Below are 19,550 nucleotides of genomic sequence, written 5' to 3' on the forward strand. Positions count from 1 at the left end.
AATAACTTAAGCTTCTATCTCCATCTTCTGTGCCGAATATAACCGGTAGTATAGGCCTTGTAGAGCCATTAGCTCGTCGTGCGAGCCGCACTCCGCAATACCTTTATCGGAGACATACATGATGCGGTCACAGTTTTTGACGGTAGATAACCGGTGCGCAATAATGAAAGAGGTCCGTCCCTTAAGCAGTTCGTTCAGGCCCTGCTGAAGCAGTCGCTCGGTCTTGGCGTCAATCGACGAGGTAGCTTCGTCAAGGATAAGAACTCGTGGGTCGGCCAAGAGTGTCCGTGCGAACGAGATCAGCTGACGTTGTCCTTGTGACAGCTTCGAACCACGCTCGTTGACCTCCGTCAGGTAGCCTTGTTCGAATTCACGGATGAAATCGTCGGCACATACGGTCTTCGCCGCAGCGATGATTTCTTCTTCTGTCGCATCAAGACGGCCGTAACGAATATTTTCAAGAATCGTGCCTGAGAAAATAAAGCTATCCTGGAGCATAATACCCATTTGGCTACGTAGTGATTTCAGCGTCACCTGTGAGATGTCATGTCCATCAATGGAGATTGTACCATCCGTAATGTTGTAGAAGCGCGAGATCAGGTTAACAATGGTTGTTTTACCTGCACCCGTCGGTCCCACAAGGGCGATGCTTTCTCCCTCCTTAATATCGAAGGTAAGATTCTCGAGAATGTTGTTACCTGGGTCATAGGCAAAGGTAACCTTGTCGAAGGACACATTACCACGGATAGGCGGTAGTTGCTTCGCATTCGGTACATCGCTGACGGTTACAGGTTCATCGAGTGTTTCGAAGATACGCTCGAGATATGCTACGGCGTTAATGAAGCTATTGTATAGATTCGATAGGTTCAGAATCGGCTGCCAGAATCGGGCAGCATAGGCTCCCATTGCGAGAATGACACCAAAGGTTACATCCTTCGGGTTAAGGGCAAGCAGCCCTACCAGATAAATTGATGTTGAGACAATGGTAGCCAAGTTATCAACGCTAAACGGGATTAAGGCGTTATACCGTAAGGCGCGCATCCATTCTGTCCGGTAATTGTTAGATAGGCGAGTAAAGATGCCCTCATTACGTTGTTCCCGGGAGAAGATTTGCGTCACACGGATGCCGCTAATACTTTCTTGCAAATAAGCGTTCATATTGGAACTCTTATTGGAGACTGCCTGCCATGCCCGGCGCTGCTTGGTCTTGATCATCAACATGATGGCGAGGAAGACCGGTAGTCCTGCCAGAATAACGAGCGAGAGCCGAACATCTACGGCAAACATAAATGCAGCAATAAAGATCAAATTCACGATTTCAAGAATGAAGTTAATAATACCGTTGGATAACACATCCGATACCGAGTTGACATAGTTGACGACCCGGATGAGAATTTTACCTTGTGGACGGTCATCATAATATTTGAACGGGAGCTCTTGTAAATGCTTGAACAGATCCGTTCGGATCTCAAAAATAATGTCTTGCCCGACACTCGTCATGATACGCGAACGGATCGTTGCTAAATAGACACTGACTACAATTGTCACCAACATAAGCGCTGACCATCCCACCAGTGGGAGGACCGCCTTTGTTGGGATCGTCACGTCGACAACGTGCTGCATGATGAGTGGAGCCGACAGCGCAATAGCTGCTGACAATGCACTCAACACAAATGCAACAATCATGGGTTTTTTCTGACTCTTGATGTAGACTAACGCTCGCCGAAAGTGCCTGATATCAAATGGCGACTCCAGATCTTCATCGATGTCGAATTTATTCCTTGCCATGATCGGTCACCTGCCTTCCAATACCCTCATTCTGTAGCTTAAATACTTCGTAGTAGTAACCCCGTTTAGCTAGCAACTCAGCATGGGTTCCTTCTTCAATGAGGCGGCCGTCTTCTAGGATGAGGATACGGTCAGCCTCCGCAGTAGTGGATACACGCTGAGCAATAATGAGCTTCGTGCAAGGATAATCTAGCTCGCGTAGACTTTTCTGAATATGCTCTTCGGTTTCCAGATCGACGGCAGAGGTCGTGTCGTCCAGAATCAGGATCGGACAATGAACTGCCAAGGCACGAGCAAGCGCAATACGTTGTTTTTGTCCACCGGATAGGCCGACACCGCGTTCCCCTACAATCGTGTCATATCCTTCAGGCATTTTCATGATAAAGTCATGTGCGGCGGCTTGCCGAGCATATTCTTTCGTTTCTTCTTCAGGAAGCTCAGGGTTGCCAAAGGCGATGTTTCCATCAATGGTATCTGAGAAGAGCAGAACATCTTGAGTTGCAATGCCAATGTTACCACGGAGCTCGTCGAGCTCTAGGTTACGTACGTCGGTGCCATCGACCAACACTCGCCCTTGCGACACATCATAGAATCGTGGGATCAGGTTGACAAGCGTTGTTTTGCCCGCACCTGTCGAACCCATAATGGCGACGGTTTCACCAGGTTCCACTTTAAAACTGACATCATGCAGAACCGTCACTCCATCGTATTTGAAGCTGATATGGTCAAACTCTATCCGGCCTTCATACCGGCGTTTGTCCACGGGATTATGCTCGTTGACGATACTTGGACGTGCGTAATAAACTTCAACGATCTTTGTTAAGCTGGCAAAAAACCGCTGAATATCGTTGATAATAATACCGATGTTACGCATTGGGTTGGAAATGGCCCAGATCAACGAAGAGAAGGCAGCGTACTCACCAAAGGTGATCCGGCCGTTCATGACAAACAGACCGCCTACCAGCATTAGGATCACATTGAAGGCTTGCGCGAAGGTTTCCAGGTAAGGAAAATAATCGAGCCATACGAGTGCGGCTGTCTTATTTGCCTTAGAAAAGCTAATATTCTTCTCAGTGAACTTCTCGACCTCGTATTCCTCGCGTGCAAAAGCCTTAACAACCCGGTTACCCGCGATGTTCTCCTGCGTTGTCGTGTTAAGCTGTGACAACCGCTCACGAAGATCGGTATACATAGGACGAACTTTTTTGGCAAAGATATAAGCCACAATAAAAATGGGTGGTGACAAAATCAGCAACCATAACGTCAACACAGCATCGATAGTGAAAAAGTAGATAACTGCGGCAATGAAGATCGCGAGCGATTCGATAATCGTCTTGATAATCCATGCCATGGAGTGCCGCACCATATCCAGATCGCCTGTCATCTTGGTCATGAGGTCCCCGGTGCGGTTATGGTCGTAATAATGCATATCTTGACCTTGAATCTTGTTGTACAGAAAAATGCGGACGCGATAGAGCGTATTCTGGGAAGAACGCTCGTACTGCATCGTTGTTACATAGGCAAGCCCCGTACGTAGTAGGGAAAAGCCGATCATGGCCAAGCAGAGCGTAATTAGCAATCCCCGCTCCTGTGTTAAATTTTGAACCGCGTTGTCGTTGGCTATGAACGTATCAACAATGCGTTGACCTATGTACGGATTAACAATCATGAGCGCGGAGCCCACCACGGAGAGGCAAAGCGCTAGAATATACCGCGTCCTATCTCCCAATAGGTTCTGCCATAGCCATTTTAGTTCGAACATCTGATCACCTGATTTCTGTTTGTTATTACACTCTTGTTGAAAAAAATTTGCTCCCCATTCAACAAATTAAAGTGATTATACCACTTATATGAGCAATGTGAACCCATGTCGTTCCTATTTTTTATAACAAAAAGTTATCGGGACTATAATAGAAAATTCTGCATATCAGAGACTCTAATAATAGAGCCTTTACCAAAGAACTTCTCCTATCATAATTCCAAGATTTATGTCATAGTGTAGAGTATAAAAAAGATAAATTTTGAAATAAATGGAGTGATCAATTCATGTATTTAAGTAGGGCTCAGGCATTTATGACGACAATTGTATTATTTATAATCCTACCTATTTTAATTTTGCTCGGGTTATATTTAGGTGGAAAGAATACTATAATTGATAATCTGATTTATGTTTTTTTTGCAGCCAACTTTATCTTTATCTTATTTAGAGCAGCGTATTGGGAGTTTACAAACTACTATTTGAGATATGCGTATGTTTTGATTTTTTTAGTCATAGCGATTAGAAATCTTTTTTTTATAGACAGAAGCTTGCAAAGTATGTCTGACTGGAATGTGGGAATTGACGTAGTGGTTTTAATTGTTTCCTTCATTTTATTGTATTTGAATATAGCAATTATCCGAGCTTCCAAGAAACCATCGAAACATATTAATCTATCTTTTCCATTTAAAAATGGTAGGTACATTGTTACTGACGGCGGTGATGGGAATATAAGTTCATTACTTAATTATCATTCAAAAGCACAAGTACATAAGAGTGGTAAATCCAATACATCGATGAGGTTTGCAACGGACATCGCTAAGATGAATAAAATAGGATGCACTGTAACTAGTGTTCTTACTAAAGAAAATAAAGATTATGAAATATTTCATGAAGAGGTATATAGTCCGTGTGAAGCTAATGTAATTAACGTCGTTGATGAAATAGAAGATAATATTCCTTTTAGTAGGAAGTATCCTTATAATGTAGGAAATTGTGTGACATTAAAATTAGATCATTATTATATCGTTATGGGGCATTTAGCTAAGGGGACTATAGCTGTCAAACCAGGGGATCGAGTCAAACCGGGGCAACTATTAGGGATCATTGGGAATGCCGGATTAACACCCAGACCTCATTTGCATATGCAGGTTTCAGAATGTGAAGATGGCCAGTACTGGCAAGGAGAGAGCATTCCGATTGTCTTCAATAATTCATATTATCCCGTCAAAAATAAAGTTATTAAAGTTTGATACGAAAAAAGGCTTAGAAAGGTTGGTATGAGTCAATGGATGAATATATATCACAATTTCCTCCTGAGGTTCAGGCAATACTTGAGCAGTTAAGAAAAGTTATTAAAGAATCGGCACCAGAGGCAGAGGAAAAGATGAGTTATCAAATGCCCACTTTTGCATGGCATGGAAATTTGGTGCATTTTGCTGCGTATAAGAATCATATAGGATTTTATCCGACGCCCAGTGGTATTGATGCTTTTCAAGAGGAACTATCGGGTTATAAAGGAGCAAAAGGGTCAGTACAGTTTTCTATAGGAGAGCCACTACCTTATGAATTAATAAGTAAAATCGTTAAATTCAGAGTTGCCGAGAATATGAAACGAGCTGAAGAGAAAAAGAAAAAGAAGAAATAAATTGAGGTAAGATGTAGAGTTATATGAGTAACCGTCAATATGTCTTGTTGCAGCAGAAAAACAGATAGTCCTCATCCAAGATGGGGACTATTTCTGTTGATTTGTTATGTAAGTTTTTTGTGTGAGCCTCAACATGAAGTATAAGCTAGTGACTTATCATAACCGATAATATTATTGGAGATGACAAACGCACGAAGGGAATTACATAACTTGAAGACTATAATGAAGACTGTTTTATTACTCTTATTACCCTTTGTTTTAATAGCTCTGGCCTATATATTATTTACTAAGACAAGCACGATGTCCAAGCCGCAATTAGATATTATAGAACTTTCTCCTTATGCCATATTCCTCGTAGGAGCTGTGATCTCTTGGAAATTTAATCGTAGCCGGGAGTTTTTCATTCTTATTATTCTTACATTATGTTTAGCTTCCATTTCATATTTGCCGGAGTCCGTAGGGAAGACAGTACAAATTGCTGATATCTATTCGATCATTTGTTTAGTGATACCTATAAACATTGCGATATTTTCCTTTTTTAAAGAACGGGGGTTCTTAAGTTTATGGGGAATTATTCGAATAGGTTTTATACTTTCTCAAGTACTACTAGCCTATTGGATAACGGGTTCTGGACAAAGAAAATGTCTTGATTTGGTGAATAAAGACCTATTACCTGTGAATCTTCATTCATTAACTCCTATATCTCAAGCATCCATCCTGGCTTTCTTGGCAGCACTAGTCATACTTATCATTAGGCAGTTTTCAAATAGATCCTCGCAGGATATTTCCTTTATAGGTGTACTCTTTGCACTGTTTTATGTGCTACATAGTCATAATAGCCCTGTGCTATATGCGATATTCTTCGGGGTTTCTGGCATTATTCTGATGACTTCAATTATTCAGGATTCGTATTCCATGGCATTTTCGGATGAACTTACAGGTCTGCCATCTAGGCGGGCGCTCAAGCAAGATATGATGAAATTGGGCATGAATTATGTGATTGCGATGCTGGACATTGATCATTTCAAGAAATTTAATGATACTCATGGCCATGATACGGGGGATGAGGTCCTAAAGCTGGTTGCTTCCACTATAAAAGATGTTACGGGTGGCGGGAAATCCTTCCGTTATGGTGGAGAGGAATTCACGATCCTATTCCCAGGCAAAAGTATAAATGAAGCACTTCCCCATCTGGAAGAACTAAGAGAAAAAATATCGAAAAGGGCCTTCACATTACGTGGGAAGGGTCGATCTAAAAAGAACTCAAAGAGTAGATCCAAACGCTCAAAATCTTCAAAACAACTTTACATAACCGTAAGTATCGGAGTCTCCCAAAAAAGTGAAAAGTATAAGACTCCAGACACCGTGATGAAGTCGGCGGATACTGCCCTCTATCGTGCGAAGAAAAAAGGTAGAAATTGTGTGAGTAAATAAATTCGAATGAAGAACCAAGTGAGATACCAGGCGAGTTATTCCTGATCTCACTTGGTTTTTCTTTTGTGTGATTACGCATGGGTGCTAAATCACCATTGACATATTGGATAAATAAACCTATTATTTTTTATAATGACCAATTTATTTATTTTCAGTCAATATAAAAGGGGGAGATATGATGCCTAAAGTTGTAAGTGAATATGAGAAAGAAATGATAAGAGAGGCCATGTATATAAATGGAGTCGAGCTAATTAAGCAAAAGGGTGTTAAACGAGTTACTGTGGAAGATATCACGAGTGCTACCAATATAGCGAAGGGATCCTTTTATGCTTATTACAATTCAAAAGAGGAACTGCTCTATGCCGTTATCAAAAAGAGTGAGAAAAAAACGTTTGATAGGGTAATAGCCGTTCAGCTTGATAAGGGAAATGCCAAAGAAGGACTCGTAAGGGCGCTAAAGGAAATTTACTTGGCACCGGACAGTCTCGCATTGTACGTGAAACCATCCGATATGGAATATTTGTTTCATAAGCTCCCAAGTGCTGTTGAGGAGTGGGAACAAGCGAAAGCAAATGATTATTTTAACCAGACACTAGCCGCCTTTTGGATCCGTGAATCTCACTGTGATTTCAAAGTGCTTGCTTATTTGATGGATAGTTTGCAGTTTATTGCCTCGCAGGATAGCTCCTATGGTGGAGAAAGCAAAGAACAAGCACTAAATATTATGGTCGATTCAATTGCTGATTATATGTCACAAGGGATAGAGGACTGAGGAGTTATATGAAAATTTTATGGAGTGTTATGGCGGTGTTCGTACTTATCGTGGTTTGTTTTTTTTCCACACTGTACATTCTGAAGAAGAAACGCGCGAAAGAAATAAAAATTACATCAGCCAATGGAGTGGACTATGGAGAATTTGTAGCCATTGGGGGGATTCAGCAATATCTACATCATCGTGGGGAGGATGTTCAAAACCCAGTGCTGTTGTTCTTGCATGGTGGCCCGGGTTCTCCTATGCTACCGTTTGCTCAGGAATTTCAGGTGCCGTGGGAGAATAAAGTAACTGTTGTACACTGGGAGCAGAGAAACTGCGGGAAAACCTATTATAAAAATGATCCAAAACAAGTCACCCCAACAACAACGATTGATCAAGTAATACAAGATACATATGAGGTAGTGGAGCACTTAAAAGCCAAATACGGTAAAGACAAAATTATCATTATGGGACACTCCTGGGGTTCTGTACTGGGAAGCCTGTTCACTCTGAAATACCCACATATGGTGTTAGGGTACATTGGAGTTGGACAGGTCGTTAATATGTTCAGAAATGAGAATGTTAGTTTTGAAAGAGCTCTAGAGTACATAAAAGAATTAGGAAACCAAAAGGATTATCAGGCGCTTACTGCATTAGGTCCATATCCGGGTACCATATATAATGATGAAATGAAAAATAAGATGGCAAAGTTTCGCAAGTTGCAAGTGAAATATAAGCTAGCTGCTGGTCCTACAGCAGAGCTGGTGTGGAACGTATTTTGCTCCCCATTTTATACGTTAAGAGATACAAGGTACTTACTAAGCGCGGGTGTAGTTGAAACAGGTCAGGCTGCGATTAACAACTATCTCATTCAAACTTTTGACTTAGCGGCAATCGGTAGACAATATGAAACACCTGTATTTTATATTCATGGTGAGGATGACTGGCAGACACCTTATCCGCTTGCTCAAGATTATTTTTCTACGATCGAAGCACCAATCAAGCAATTTTATTCTATTCCAAATGCAGGTCATGTCACTATGCTTGACCAAAAGGAAAAGTTCAATGAAGCCCTTTTTGAAATCATAGATATGATTTAGATGGGTTAGCCCTTTTACGAACCGGAAAGATGATAAAAATTCCTGCAAGAAAACAAAGTCCTGCCATTTCATATACAGTGGTTAATGAGAGCATATTTTTCAATACACCCGAAAAACTCATCATGATCAGCATGGCTCCGGTCATAAGAGGTGTACGGATTCCTGTGACCCTGCCAATATAATCTTGTTTGGTATGTTGCATGACTAAGGCGTTATTACCGATAAAAATTGCGGGCTGCAGCAGAGCAATAAGGAATTGCGCGATCATTGTGATCCATAGCTCGGTAGACAGTCCTATTAAGAAGAGGCCGGCTCCATTGACGAGTAATCCTAACAAGAGAAATCGTTGCGGTGCTATTTTTGCAGCCAGAGTAAATGTGAGAATCCCGCCAATAATTTCACCCAAGCCATAAGGAATCGTGATCCATTGTAAATACTCTACAGGCAGGTTTAGCTGCTCTGTAATGATAAAAATGCCTAAAGGTGAAATTAACCCTACACCTAATCCTACGAGCATGAAGCATACGCTTAGCCATAATATCACTTTTTTGGAGATGACATAACGAATACCGTCTATCATTTCATTAAACAGTGAGGGTGTTTGAACGTTCAAATTGTGCTGTTGAGCGTTTGGATCGGCGGGAATGAAAAACATGGCGACAGCCGATAGCAGAAAAGATACACTTGTGAACAGCATCGAGAGCTCAATGCCTAATTGTTGATATGCCAACGTACCCAAAACCGGTCCTGTGATCATAAAGACGGAGAATAAGGTTTGTAAGAGAGACATGCAGGATGGAGCGTCTTCATCACGTACATGCTTCTTAAATAATTTCATTCCGGAAGGTTGTGCAAATTGCGATAAGATCGAAGAGCATAAGGTTGCAAAAAAAACGGCCTCCCATGACCCCGTATTAAGCACTAGGAAGACGACGAATACCGATAATGCACTTAGACTCTCGCACCAGATCATCGTTCTTTTGGGTCGCCATCGATCTGCGAAGACCCCGCCGATGAAAGAAAAGATAAAAATAGGTGCATATTCGGCGACCGAAATCATGGAAACAGCAAAAGCGTCTCCTCTTGTCTTTTCCATCACATATAACAGAACGGCGAAATTTCGAATCCATATCCCCAATTGAGACCATAAATTAGAAATAATAATGATTCGTACATAACTGTTTCTGAGCATCTGAATTGAAGTTGACATGTTTGACCTCTCCTTCGTATTTATTTCGGACCCATCATAAGTCCTCCTCCAAGGTGAGAGTCAAAACAATTATTTTTGAGTCTAAATGTTGACTCTCCTCTTAGCGGAGCCTTTATATTGATGAGTAAAGGAAAGGAATGATGCTACATGCTATATACGGTAAAGGAAGTGTCCACTTTATCCAATGTAACGATCAAAACGCTTCATCATTATCACAAAATAGGTCTCCTCTTACCGAGCGAAATTAGTGAGGCGGGATACAGGTTATATGGGACAAAAGAATTGGAACGCTTGCAACAGATTTTATTGTATAGAGAATTGGATTTCTCCTTGGAGCAGATAAAACAACTACTAGAAGGAGCGCCCGAGCGATTAGCGATCCTTTCGCAGCAAGAAGAACTTCTGATTATTCGCAAACAAAGATTGGAAACGATTATTCAAACACTAGGGAAATCTATTGCTTGTACTGAGAAGGGTGAAACAATGGATAACAAGGATATGTTCAAAGGATTTGAATCCGACAAAGATTGGAACGAAGCGCTGAAGGGGCAAAATCAATATTTGAAAGAAACCTATGATATTAACTCTTTTGAGGTTCAACAAGCAGATGTGCAGGACATCAATGAACAAGCAGCAGAAGCCGTTGCCTTCATGAATGAAATGGCAAACTCTTTACGAGCAGGATTGAGGCACGACAACGAGAAAATCGTAAACTTGATTCGTGATCATCTTATCTTTTTAAACGAGCACGGACATTCGATATCCGCTGTGGATTTTGCGGCGCAAAATAAATTTTTCCTAAGTGACGACTTCCATCTCAGTATGCTTGAAGGTCAGCAGACCGGATTGGCTTATTACCTATCCGCAGCTGCGGAAGCATTCGCAATAGAAAATAAATAATGAATTCATTGTAGTGCTCATGTGAAATCATGATAAAATGGGGTCTCGAGAAACTTTGCGAGAGACGATGGTGTATATGCATATTGAATTTGAAAATCAAAGAATAGAATTTAATGTCCAATATGGGAAGCGCAAGAAGATCTCCTTGCATATCGATGGCTTTGGTATCATCACTGTTAAAGTTCCAAAGGGCACAAGTGAAGAGATGATTAACAATGCTGTAGAGCGACATGGAAAATTGATCTTAGAGAAGCTGCAAATGATTGCGAAGGCAAGAGAAATTCCTCAGCCAAGAGAGTATCAAGACGAGGGGAAATTCCTGTATCTTGGGAAGGAGTATTCCCTGCATGAGTTAATAGAACTTGGGGATTTGAATGAAGAAGAACTGAAAATAAAACTCAAGAAATTTTATTTCTCAAGCTGCAAGAAGGTCATAGGCGAACGAATTACTCAGTATCAAACAGCGCTTAGAGTAAAGCCCAAATCTTTTGATATCGTAGAGTCCAGAACCAAGTGGGGAAGTTGTAGCTCGGATAAAAAACTAACCTTTAATTATCGTTTAGCTATGGCTCCCATTGAAGTTATTGATTATGTAATCATTCATGAACTTTGTCATTTGCATCATATGAATCATGATCGATCATTTTGGAGACTAGTCGGTAGTATGATGCCGGATTATAAAGAGAAAGAAGCATATTTAGCAAGGTATGGGCGTGCTATGACGTTTTAAAACAAGTGGACATTTGAATGAGAGGGCGAACCTCTCTTTTTTTATGCGAATATAACCGGATGTCGAATAAAGGTATTTTCTGCGTATATATGGAATTAACCTATCGGGACGAATCTTCGCCCTAAACTAACATGGGATGGGAATATTGGAGGGATTATTTTGACAAAAGGAAATAGGAGGAGCAGTCTCCTTCTGGCGGGTAAGTTGTTTATATTAATGAGTTTAATTGTGAGCATCACGCTGCCAAATTATGCTCACGCTGCCGAGGGCTCGGCGGGAAAAGGTTTCGAGATATATTCGGTTATAAAAGAACTTTCAGATGCAAAATACAAAGGAAGAGTGCCAGGGACTCTCCAATATAAGCAAGCCGCCAACTACATAAAAGAAGAGTTTAATAAACTAGGTATCGCTCCATTGGGTAAGGAGCATGTAATGAGCTATACAACGAGTCTTGGCACATTCAAAGAGAAACCCAATATGACATTAGATGGAAAACCACTTTCGATAATGGAAGACTTTAAACCGCATGGACAAAGTGGCTCAGGTACCATTAAAGGTAATTCGGTGATCTTCGTAGGCAAAGGTTACCCCGAGGATCTTTCATCCATCAATGTGACGAAACAGATCGTCTTAATGGATTCAGATATAAAGCCAGACAAGGCACTAGGTGTAGCTGATCGTATCGCATTGTTGAAGCAAAAGGGGGCAAAAGCAGTACTGTTATTGCCAACCGCTTTTTATCCTATTCAATCATATGAACGACCACTAAACGGCTCAGATACTGGCATTGTTTCTATCTATGTTCGGAAAGATTTGTTCGGCACGGCGAATTTGAATACCGGAGACAAATTATCGAAACAGGTAGATATTCAGGTTGCAATCGATCGAAAACCAACGGTAGACTCACAAAATGTTATAGCTATGATTCCAGGCAAAGATACCCACCGGACTCTGATCATAAGCGCTACATTAGATGGGTTAGGTTATATTCCCAATGGAGCAACCTTTGGCGCAGCCAGCATGAACGCTAGTGGTGTAGCAGCGGTATTATCATTGGCACAATATTATAAAGAGCATCAACCGGCAACGAACATTGTGTTTGCTGTTATTGGCAGCGAAACAACGAATCGTGACGGGATCAAAGCATTTATGAAGAACTATGAATCTACCTCGGCTACAAAAATCATTGGTTTCTTCAATCTATACGATCTAGGTGGAATGAAGCAGAATCAGAAGTTATATGCAACTGCAACTGACAAAAGTCCCATTGAAACATACCTGAAACAAAATGTGGATGTGGCTTACACGGAGAATGGGATCAGTGAATTATATAATTTTAACAATCCAATCTTTGAATCGAAAGCTATTCCGAATGCATTCTTTAGAGGTGCTGATTCCATCGACACATTAAAGGACACAGCTGAAGCAATTAACGTACCAGTTCTGAAGAAGCATATGAATACGATTCAAATTATCGCCGATCAGTTCATGAATGACCCTCAGTATGCTATTTATATGAAACCATCAACGGTCCAACCAGATGATCAAGGCATGGTATTTGTACCTGAAGTTGGTCATAAAATGAAGTTCTTCTCAACAAAGTATTTCGATATTTATTATGAAACGGATCGTTGGACAAAGCCGGAAGAGCTTGCAAAGAAAATAGACCGAGTTTACGAGAACATTGCTTGGTGGAATTATTTCCCCCAAGATAACGGGCGCATCAAAGTCTATTATACAAACAGTTACGAGGATAACTGGGCTACAGCACATCGATCACCGGAGCCTCAGAATAAGACGTCAGGGGCGCTTCAAAGCCCAGATAATCATAGCATTAGTGTTGTTTATCTACCGGGTATGATGCAGAATATGGTCGACTCACTTGGCACGATTTATCATGAACTTAATCATAATTTGGCGACTTATAAACTGATGGACCTGGGGTATGGCAACTGGTTTAAAACGGAGGTTCAAGAAATCCAAGGTCATGCTAATAATTACGAATCTAAAGAAATGGGATATAAAGTTCTTCGATCTTCTCTTGAAGGACTTCTCCAGAAGCCACTTTCCGAGATGAGCTGGGATCATTATGTTTCGAAGCTTGAACCAGGAAAGGAATTAGATACAACATACAACCAAACGGCAAGTCTTATTTTCTATATCTACAACATGTATAACGAGGAGAAGGGTCGGGAGTTTGCATATCGCATGTATACGGAGCACGATAAACCACTTAAAGATATCGTTCAAGAGACACTTGGTGTGGATTTCGGCAAATTTTTAGAAGGTTGGTATGACTGGTTCCATGGAAAAGAGGTTAAAGTTCCTTCATTTAAGATGAGTCCTTACGATTTGCCGATCAATCAGAAGTCTGCAGGAGACATAGGGGGGACTGAATCAAGTAACCAATTAACGACGGTCAAAGGTGGACTTGCTACTACCAATATGACAAGTCAGGACTTACTTGTTACCTCCATCTCAGCTACAAAAAATGGGACGAATGCGATCTTCTCTATCTCATATACAAGTAAAAAGAAACGTTCCTTTCTATTATTTGATCCACCCAATGGCTCAAACCTGAATGTAAGAGATGTGATCAAAGCAGGGACATCCACATTAAAAGTAACAGTCCCAATCAATGATCTGAAGAAAGTTAACAATCTCACGATGAATATCTTCGATAATAACGAGAATAACTTTATCGATATTAACATGGATGAGTTAGCAAAGATTATAAAATAGAGGTCTGAAATAAAGAAAGAGAGAGGGCGATCCTCTCTTTTTTTGGTTAAGATCAACTCAGGCGGCGCATTTTGTTGATTTCTGTGAAAAGTGTGCTAATTCCTTCCTCAATTTGATCCATGGCCACTTTTGTAATACTTAGCTTCAACATAGATTGTTGTTTCTCAAATGAAGGGAGATAAGAGGGCTCTATCTCTTTTAAAATAATCCTCTGTTTGCTTAATCTTTTTAGCAAAGTAGGTACGTGCAATGTTTCCGGTAATAGAAGATGTGTATGCACCCCTGAGCGAATCCGGGCATGGTGAATATCCTCTGTATCATTGAACGTATCCAATGCGTGGTTCAATTTTAGCATTCGGTTGTGATAGGTTGTCTTTATTTTTTGCTTACGGCGTTCGAACATTCCATTTTGAATGTAGATTTCTAGTGCAGCTTGCGAGAGCATGGAGCTATCAATATCGGACAAGCGTTTATGCACACTGAACGTCTCACGTAGAGCTGGAGGGAGGACCGCAACACCTACTCTGAGCCCAGGGAATAAGATTTTGGAATAGCTTTTAAGATATATGACATGGGATGAATCATAGGCATAGATCGGATCAGATTTGGTGTCGGTCTCCATGTCAGATAAATAATCATCCTCTACGATGTACACGTCATAGCGCTTGGCTAACTCGCCAATCGCTTTTTTTGTTTTCTCCGAATAAGACGTTCCGAGTGGATTGTGGAACCGGGGAATCGTATAGAACATTTTGATATCACCTGTGCGGAAGAGTTGTTCTAGCTCATTTAGATCTATTCCACTTTCTGACCGTGTAATGCCTTTAACCGGGATATTGTAGCATTCCATTAGCTGGATCATCAGATGATAGCTTGGTTGCTCTAGTAGTACGGTCTGTTTACCGCTCGGGAATGGCATCGTAGTTAGAATTGCGAGTGCTTGCTGCACACCCGAAGTAATCATAATGTGCTCAGGCGACGTGAACACTTGATGGTTAGCAAGATGCTTACATAGGACGTTAAGCAGCGATGGCAGACCTTGCGGCGTTCCGTAAGTAAATAAATGACTTCTGTACATATCGATGGCTTTGTTGAGACAATGCTGAAAATCTAAATAAGGGAATAATTCAGGATCGGGAGCTGCGGACGAAAAATCGATGACGGAGTGTCCTGCAGTTTGCTCGGAATCAACTTTTTTCAGTACGACATAATATCCACTTTGCGGGATGGAATAGACGAGATGCCGTTTCTCTAGCTCGGAATAGGCACGAATGATCGTACTTTTGCTACAGGAATACCGCTCAGACAATTGGCGAATAGACGGAAGCTTCTGGCCTCCGCGGAAGACACCGTCCTCAATTTGCCGCTCAATTTCGTTCATTACTTTCGTATATTCCTTCATATGACTTCACTCCTGACCATCAAATTGTACCGGTACAGTTTGTTTATGTTTAGATTGTAAGGTTATTCCGAAAGCCGTATGCTGAACTCAACAAGCTGGCCAGCTTTTATTCTTAAGGTTCAGAAAGGTGGGAATTAGAGAATGACGGGACAAAGAAAGGTCTATCTATTGGCTTTATTATACGCACTTATTATCGGTTTTTCCTTTTTATTTACGAAGATAGCTCTGAAATTCGCCGATCCCATCGATACCGTTGCTTTTCGGTTTACGATTTCCTTTGTAGCTTTAGGTATTCCTATACTAGCAGGATGGATCAAATTAGACATGAAGGGTCGCAATTGGCTTCGCTTGTTGCCACTCGGACTGGTATATCCTACAGCGTTCTTCGGGGTTCAAGCTTTTGGTCTTACACATGCAACTTCCTCAATTGGAGGGATTATATCTGCTTCATCACCGATCTTTACGCTGATTCTTGCCACAGTCTTTCTGAAAGAGAGAACGAATGGGGTACAGAAACTATCTGTGCTATGTTCGGTAGGTGGGGTGATTTACATTATTGTGATGGGCGGGGCTTCAGCGCAGGGGACAAGTGTGTTAGGAATATTTCTACTACTCTTGTCAGCATTGTTACTATCCATATATGGGGTTGTTGCTAGGTCCCTAAGAGATGGATTTACCGCAATTCAAATGAGTTATGTGATGATGCTGTTCGGATGTGTCAGCTTTAATGCAATATCGATTACTAAACATGCGATATCTGGGACGATGTACCAATTCATTGAACCTTTAAGCCATCCGCAGTTTATCATTTCCATTGCGTATATCGGTATCTTATCATCGTTAGTTTCTTCATTATTATCCAATTACGTGTTGTCTAAGCTTGAGGCCACCAGTATGAGCATGTTTGTGAATCTGGGTAACCTCATTTCCATATTAGCAGGAGTTATCTTTATGAACGAGCAGCTTGGGTATTATCATATCATCGGTGCAGCATTCATTATTGCCGGTGTATTTGGAGTTAATTATCGGGAACGTAACAAATCTGAGATTAAAATGGGGGTCAAAGCTGGATGAGGATCGTAGTAGCAGGAGCAAGTGGCATCGTAGGAAGACTACTTGTGCCCATGTTAGTCCAAGCAGGGCATGAGGTTACGGGATTGATCCGAAATCCGGATTATATTCCGGCGATTAAGAATATGAGAGGTCTCCCCGTAACGGTAGATGTATTTGACCGAGAAGCAGTGTTTGAAATCATAAAGGAAGCTCAGCCAGAAATCATTATTCATCAACTGACGGCCCTAAGTGCTCGTAACTTTGTAGACAATGCCAATATTCGGAAGGAAGGAACGCGTAATCTCGTAGATGCAGCCTTAGCTGCTGGTGTCCGCAAGATGATTGCGCAGAGTATCTCTTGGGCTTATGCTCCTGGGGAAGGATTGGCTAAGGAAGATGAGCCTCTTGATATCGGAGCTCCTTTACCAAGATTAACAACGATCGAAGGAATCCAATCTTTAGAGAGCACGGTTGCGGAAATACCAGAGCATGTTATTTTACGCTACGGCAAATTTTATGGATCTGGTACCTGGTACGCATCAGATGGTTATATTGCTGAGCAAGTACGACGAAGTGAACTGGTCGCGACAGATGGAATAAGTTCCTTCGTTCATGTGAACGATGCAGCTAGTGGAGCGCATCTTGCGCTTCATTGGCCAACGGGCATATACAACATTGTGGACAATGAACCCGCACCAGAAAGGGAGTGGTTACCCATTTATGCTAACTTCTTAGGCGCAGCAGTTCCCACTTATCAGAGTGGAAGTAGTAGAGGTGAACGGGGGGCTTCAAATAGCAAAGCATTAGCATGTGGTTGGGAACCTCAATATGCTTCTTGGCGTGAAGGATTCAGGAGGGAATTGACATAAAATAAGAAGGAAGTTACCGACCAAAAATTGGCATCTAGTAATGAATAAGCTATACTTTTTATAGAAGGTAGGAGCATAGATAAAGGAGAGAAACAAAATGAAAAATCTTGTACTATCATCTTTATTCGTTGTATTCATTATTCTGTTGTCTGGATGTAATACTAAAATGTCGGAACCTCCTCAAATTAAAATTACTACTGGTGATACGTCAATAGAGTATGTGGTTGGACTAAACCAATGGAACGGTACTATGTACGATAGAGAAGGTACATTCCATAGTATTATGAAGAACACATCCGTATCCGATCTTCCTTATATTCGCTTAAATGAAGAATTCCATATCCAATTTAAAGGCACTGCTCCAGACGCTATAAAATTGCTAGACTATGTGCTAGATTCAAACGGAAATGCAAAATATACCGATAAAGAGATCCAGACCATCCCGTTTCAATTGAACAATAAAAAGGGTTCTTTTGTTCTAGGTACAAATTTCGCTACAGGCTTGAGCTCTAACAGTTCAGATTACGAACCTGGCGCTTCGATTAGAGGTTTTCAATTGGTATGTACCTGGGGAGATAATGAGAGTGAATATGCATTTATTATTAGAAGCGATGCTATGTAGGGTTCTTCTTTACGTATAAGTTATAAAGTTTCCAAACAAAAGACACCGCTATGAGCTCTCTGGACAAATAGAGTCCTTTTGGTTCATAGCGGTGTCTTTGTTATATGGTTGTAACGAGATCAAGAAAACACATCTAAACCTTCCATCTTGGATAGGTATAGTTTAATTCGCTGGCGGATGTCTCCAAGTTCCGAGTACGTTACGTTAAGTGCTGTATGGTAACCGAAGCTTGGGAAGGTCTCCCGGTATACGAAATAGCGTGAAGGCTGCTTAATGTCTCCTTGTCCATCCCATTCGGCTGCACTCTTAAGACTAGGGATGCTTAGTGTATTTTGTCTAATTTTGAGCTGGGTCTCGTGAGACATCAAGTAATTAATAAAGGTTTGCGCTGCCTGCTTATTCTTGGAATGCTTATTGACGGCAAGTCCGATCACGATAAGCAAGGTTTTTGGGGTACCAAGATAAGGCAATGGGGAAATGTCATAGGCAAAATCAACGTCCTTAATCATATTCAGGCAAAAGTAAGATGTCAAGATCATGGAGACCTTCTGTTGACAAAATAACATCTCTGCATCGTCATCATTTTCCGATATGAACGGTGGAAAGACTTGCTCCAGCAAATCCATTAATACTTGAAGGCTCTCTTGAAGTGCGGATTCATCAAGTTCCAGTTGCTTGGTAGTATCGCTCCCTCGATTAAAGCGGACGTTATTCTGCAATAAGAAAATTGGCCAACGGTTATCGGAAAGAAAATGGAAGAAGAATCCGTAATGATCACTCCCATTCGAAAGCTGTTTCGCTACTTTTTTAATCGTATCCCACGTCCAACTGCTGTCAGGCTCTGGAACATGATTTGCAGCAAAATGCTGCTTATTGTAACAAAGAATGACGGGTGAGAACAAGAAGGGCTGAACGTATAGTATGCCATCGCGCATAAAAGGTTCAGTTAAAATCGGATAGATTCCCTCTTCCTGTTGCAACGGTTCAAGCAGGTCAGGCGGACCATCAGGGTTAATGAATAGCTCAAAGTTTTGATTATTAATGGACATTACATCTATATCTTCTGACTCCATGTAGTCTCTCATTGTTGGGTGTATATGGTTAAGGGGCATCGGGACCATATTGATTCGGATAAGTGGATGCTGCTTATGAAACTCATCAATCAAGGATTTAAGATCAGCTTCATCTAATAGAGATTGATAATATCCGAATTTAATCGTTACTCCCATAGGCGACTTTAGAATACGGTTGCCAATCCGCGGTATTTTTTCAATGAATCCCTCGGAGACAAGAAGATCTAGTCCTTTTCGGACGGAGTTTTTGCTTAATTCAAATCGCTCGGCTATATCAAATTCGGAGGGTAAGTAGCTCCCTTCCTCCCAAATTCCTGTAATGATTTCGTTTCTTAATGTGATCATCATTTCCTCATAGCGTTTTCTAAATGTAGAACGTCGCGGTCTATCTGTCATCTCCAAACACCTCTAATCCAATAAATGCCTTATTATCCAACAATCTATTATAGCATCAAAATATTCAATTCAC

Annotated in this window: 16 protein-coding genes; 11 read left to right on the forward strand and 5 right to left on the reverse strand. The window is 41.2% G+C overall.

Features of this window, described 5'->3' with window-relative positions; genetic code table 11:
- Positions 1 to 6: 6 nt before the first annotated feature.
- Both IEW05_RS00860 and IEW05_RS00865 read right to left on the reverse strand, forming a co-directional pair.
- Entirely contained in the window at positions 7 to 1,788 is a 1,782-nt protein-coding gene (locus tag IEW05_RS00860) for an ABC transporter ATP-binding protein (protein WP_188534906.1), read from the reverse strand.
- Positions 1,775 to 3,550, reverse strand: coding sequence for an ABC transporter ATP-binding protein (locus tag IEW05_RS00865; RefSeq protein ID WP_188534908.1), 1,776 nt, complete (start codon positions 3,548 to 3,550; stop codon positions 1,775 to 1,777). The genes IEW05_RS00860 and IEW05_RS00865 overlap by 14 nt, the downstream gene beginning before the upstream one ends.
- Before the next feature lie 284 nt (positions 3,551 to 3,834).
- Here IEW05_RS00865 and IEW05_RS00870 point away from each other — a divergent pair, with 284 nt between their 5' ends.
- The 5 genes from IEW05_RS00870 to IEW05_RS00890 all read left to right on the forward strand — a co-directional run bounded on the left by IEW05_RS00870 (position 3,835) and on the right by IEW05_RS00890 (position 8,480).
- The gene (locus IEW05_RS00870; protein ID WP_188534910.1) at positions 3,835 to 4,797 is read left to right on the forward strand and encodes a M23 family metallopeptidase; all 963 of its coding nucleotides are present in this window, start codon (positions 3,835 to 3,837) and stop codon (positions 4,795 to 4,797) included.
- Between the two features lie 35 nt (positions 4,798 to 4,832).
- Positions 4,833 to 5,192: an iron chaperone gene (locus IEW05_RS00875; protein WP_188534911.1), complete on the forward strand. Its 360-nt coding sequence runs from the start codon at positions 4,833 to 4,835 to the stop codon at positions 5,190 to 5,192.
- A gap of 222 nt (positions 5,193 to 5,414) precedes the next feature.
- Positions 5,415 to 6,626: a GGDEF domain-containing protein gene (locus IEW05_RS00880; RefSeq protein ID WP_229753210.1), complete on the forward strand. Its 1,212-nt coding sequence runs from the start codon at positions 5,415 to 5,417 to the stop codon at positions 6,624 to 6,626.
- Between the two features lie 178 nt (positions 6,627 to 6,804).
- Positions 6,805 to 7,398: a TetR/AcrR family transcriptional regulator gene (locus tag IEW05_RS00885; protein WP_188534913.1), complete on the forward strand. Its 594-nt coding sequence runs from the start codon at positions 6,805 to 6,807 to the stop codon at positions 7,396 to 7,398.
- Between the two features lie 8 nt (positions 7,399 to 7,406).
- Positions 7,407 to 8,480 (forward strand): alpha/beta fold hydrolase, encoded by a 1,074-nt coding sequence (locus tag IEW05_RS00890; protein ID WP_188534915.1) that lies wholly within the window; start codon positions 7,407 to 7,409, stop codon positions 8,478 to 8,480.
- Here IEW05_RS00890 and IEW05_RS00895 read toward each other — a convergent pair.
- Entirely contained in the window at positions 8,464 to 9,690 is a 1,227-nt protein-coding gene (locus IEW05_RS00895; RefSeq protein ID WP_188534917.1) for an MFS transporter, read from the reverse strand. The genes IEW05_RS00890 and IEW05_RS00895 overlap by 17 nt on opposite strands.
- 147 nt (positions 9,691 to 9,837) lie before the next feature.
- Here IEW05_RS00895 and IEW05_RS00900 point away from each other — a divergent pair, with 147 nt between their 5' ends.
- The 3 genes from IEW05_RS00900 to IEW05_RS00910 all read left to right on the forward strand — a co-directional run bounded on the left by IEW05_RS00900 (position 9,838) and on the right by IEW05_RS00910 (position 14,062).
- Positions 9,838 to 10,590 (forward strand): MerR family transcriptional regulator, encoded by a 753-nt coding sequence (locus IEW05_RS00900; protein WP_188534919.1) that lies wholly within the window; start codon positions 9,838 to 9,840, stop codon positions 10,588 to 10,590.
- A 76-nt stretch (positions 10,591 to 10,666) separates the two neighbouring features.
- Positions 10,667 to 11,320, forward strand: coding sequence for a M48 family metallopeptidase (locus tag IEW05_RS00905; RefSeq protein ID WP_188540640.1), 654 nt, complete (start codon positions 10,667 to 10,669; stop codon positions 11,318 to 11,320).
- Positions 11,321 to 11,479: 159 nt separating this feature from the next.
- Positions 11,480 to 14,062: a M28 family peptidase gene (locus IEW05_RS00910; RefSeq protein ID WP_188534921.1), complete on the forward strand. Its 2,583-nt coding sequence runs from the start codon at positions 11,480 to 11,482 to the stop codon at positions 14,060 to 14,062.
- Positions 14,063 to 14,114: 52 nt separating this feature from the next.
- Here IEW05_RS00910 and IEW05_RS00915 read toward each other — a convergent pair whose 3' ends face one another.
- Positions 14,115 to 15,464, reverse strand: a complete 1,350-nt coding sequence (locus IEW05_RS00915) for an aminotransferase-like domain-containing protein (protein ID WP_188534923.1) — start codon at positions 15,462 to 15,464, stop codon at positions 14,115 to 14,117.
- Positions 15,465 to 15,605: 141 nt separating this feature from the next.
- On the opposite strand from IEW05_RS00915, the gene IEW05_RS00920 reads away from it, so the two are divergent.
- The 3 genes from IEW05_RS00920 (at position 15,606) to IEW05_RS00930 (ending at position 18,008) form a co-directional block, all read left to right on the forward strand.
- Positions 15,606 to 16,538 carry a DMT family transporter gene (locus IEW05_RS00920; RefSeq protein WP_188534925.1) on the forward strand — a complete coding sequence of 311 codons (933 nt, stop codon included), beginning with the start codon at positions 15,606 to 15,608 and terminating at the stop codon, positions 16,536 to 16,538.
- Complete coding sequence (locus IEW05_RS00925) at positions 16,535 to 17,386, forward strand: NAD-dependent epimerase/dehydratase family protein (RefSeq protein WP_188534927.1); 852 nt, start codon at positions 16,535 to 16,537, stop codon at positions 17,384 to 17,386. Before IEW05_RS00920 ends, IEW05_RS00925 begins: the two co-directional genes overlap by 4 nt.
- A gap of 97 nt (positions 17,387 to 17,483) precedes the next feature.
- Positions 17,484 to 18,008 carry a hypothetical protein gene (locus tag IEW05_RS00930; RefSeq protein WP_188534929.1) on the forward strand — a complete coding sequence of 175 codons (525 nt, stop codon included), beginning with the start codon at positions 17,484 to 17,486 and terminating at the stop codon, positions 18,006 to 18,008.
- Positions 18,009 to 18,127: 119 nt separating this feature from the next.
- Here IEW05_RS00930 and IEW05_RS00935 read toward each other — a convergent pair whose 3' ends face one another.
- Positions 18,128 to 19,477 (reverse strand): extracellular solute-binding protein, encoded by a 1,350-nt coding sequence (locus IEW05_RS00935; protein ID WP_188534931.1) that lies wholly within the window; start codon positions 19,475 to 19,477, stop codon positions 18,128 to 18,130.
- Positions 19,478 to 19,550 lie beyond the last annotated feature (73 nt).

This window comes from Paenibacillus segetis, assembly GCF_014639155.1.
Lineage (GTDB): Bacteria > Bacillota > Bacilli > Paenibacillales > Paenibacillaceae > Fontibacillus > Fontibacillus segetis.

What these genes read in the sequence shown, in the direction of transcription:
- IEW05_RS00860 (WP_188534906.1), bottom strand. Translation starts at nt 1,788, where the DNA reads ATGGCAAGGAATAAATTCGACATCGATGAAGATCTGGAGTCGCCATTT.
- IEW05_RS00865 (WP_188534908.1), bottom strand. Translation starts at nt 3,550, where the DNA reads ATGTTCGAACTAAAATGGCTATGGCAGAACCTATTGGGAGATAGGACG.
- IEW05_RS00870 (WP_188534910.1), top strand. Translation starts at nt 3,835, where the DNA reads ATGTATTTAAGTAGGGCTCAGGCATTTATGACGACAATTGTATTATTT.
- IEW05_RS00875 (WP_188534911.1), top strand. Translation starts at nt 4,833, where the DNA reads ATGGATGAATATATATCACAATTTCCTCCTGAGGTTCAGGCAATACTT.
- IEW05_RS00880 (WP_229753210.1), top strand. Translation starts at nt 5,415, where the DNA reads ATGAAGACTGTTTTATTACTCTTATTACCCTTTGTTTTAATAGCTCTG.
- IEW05_RS00885 (WP_188534913.1), top strand. Translation starts at nt 6,805, where the DNA reads ATGCCTAAAGTTGTAAGTGAATATGAGAAAGAAATGATAAGAGAGGCC.
- IEW05_RS00890 (WP_188534915.1), top strand. Translation starts at nt 7,407, where the DNA reads ATGAAAATTTTATGGAGTGTTATGGCGGTGTTCGTACTTATCGTGGTT.
- IEW05_RS00895 (WP_188534917.1), bottom strand. Translation starts at nt 9,690, where the DNA reads ATGTCAACTTCAATTCAGATGCTCAGAAACAGTTATGTACGAATCATT.
- IEW05_RS00900 (WP_188534919.1), top strand. Translation starts at nt 9,838, where the DNA reads ATGCTATATACGGTAAAGGAAGTGTCCACTTTATCCAATGTAACGATC.
- IEW05_RS00905 (WP_188540640.1), top strand. Translation starts at nt 10,667, where the DNA reads ATGCATATTGAATTTGAAAATCAAAGAATAGAATTTAATGTCCAATAT.
- IEW05_RS00915 (WP_188534923.1), bottom strand. Translation starts at nt 15,464, where the DNA reads ATGAAGGAATATACGAAAGTAATGAACGAAATTGAGCGGCAAATTGAG.
- IEW05_RS00920 (WP_188534925.1), top strand. Translation starts at nt 15,606, where the DNA reads ATGACGGGACAAAGAAAGGTCTATCTATTGGCTTTATTATACGCACTT.
- IEW05_RS00925 (WP_188534927.1), top strand. Translation starts at nt 16,535, where the DNA reads ATGAGGATCGTAGTAGCAGGAGCAAGTGGCATCGTAGGAAGACTACTT.
- IEW05_RS00930 (WP_188534929.1), top strand. Translation starts at nt 17,484, where the DNA reads ATGAAAAATCTTGTACTATCATCTTTATTCGTTGTATTCATTATTCTG.
- IEW05_RS00935 (WP_188534931.1), bottom strand. Translation starts at nt 19,477, where the DNA reads ATGACAGATAGACCGCGACGTTCTACATTTAGAAAACGCTATGAGGAA.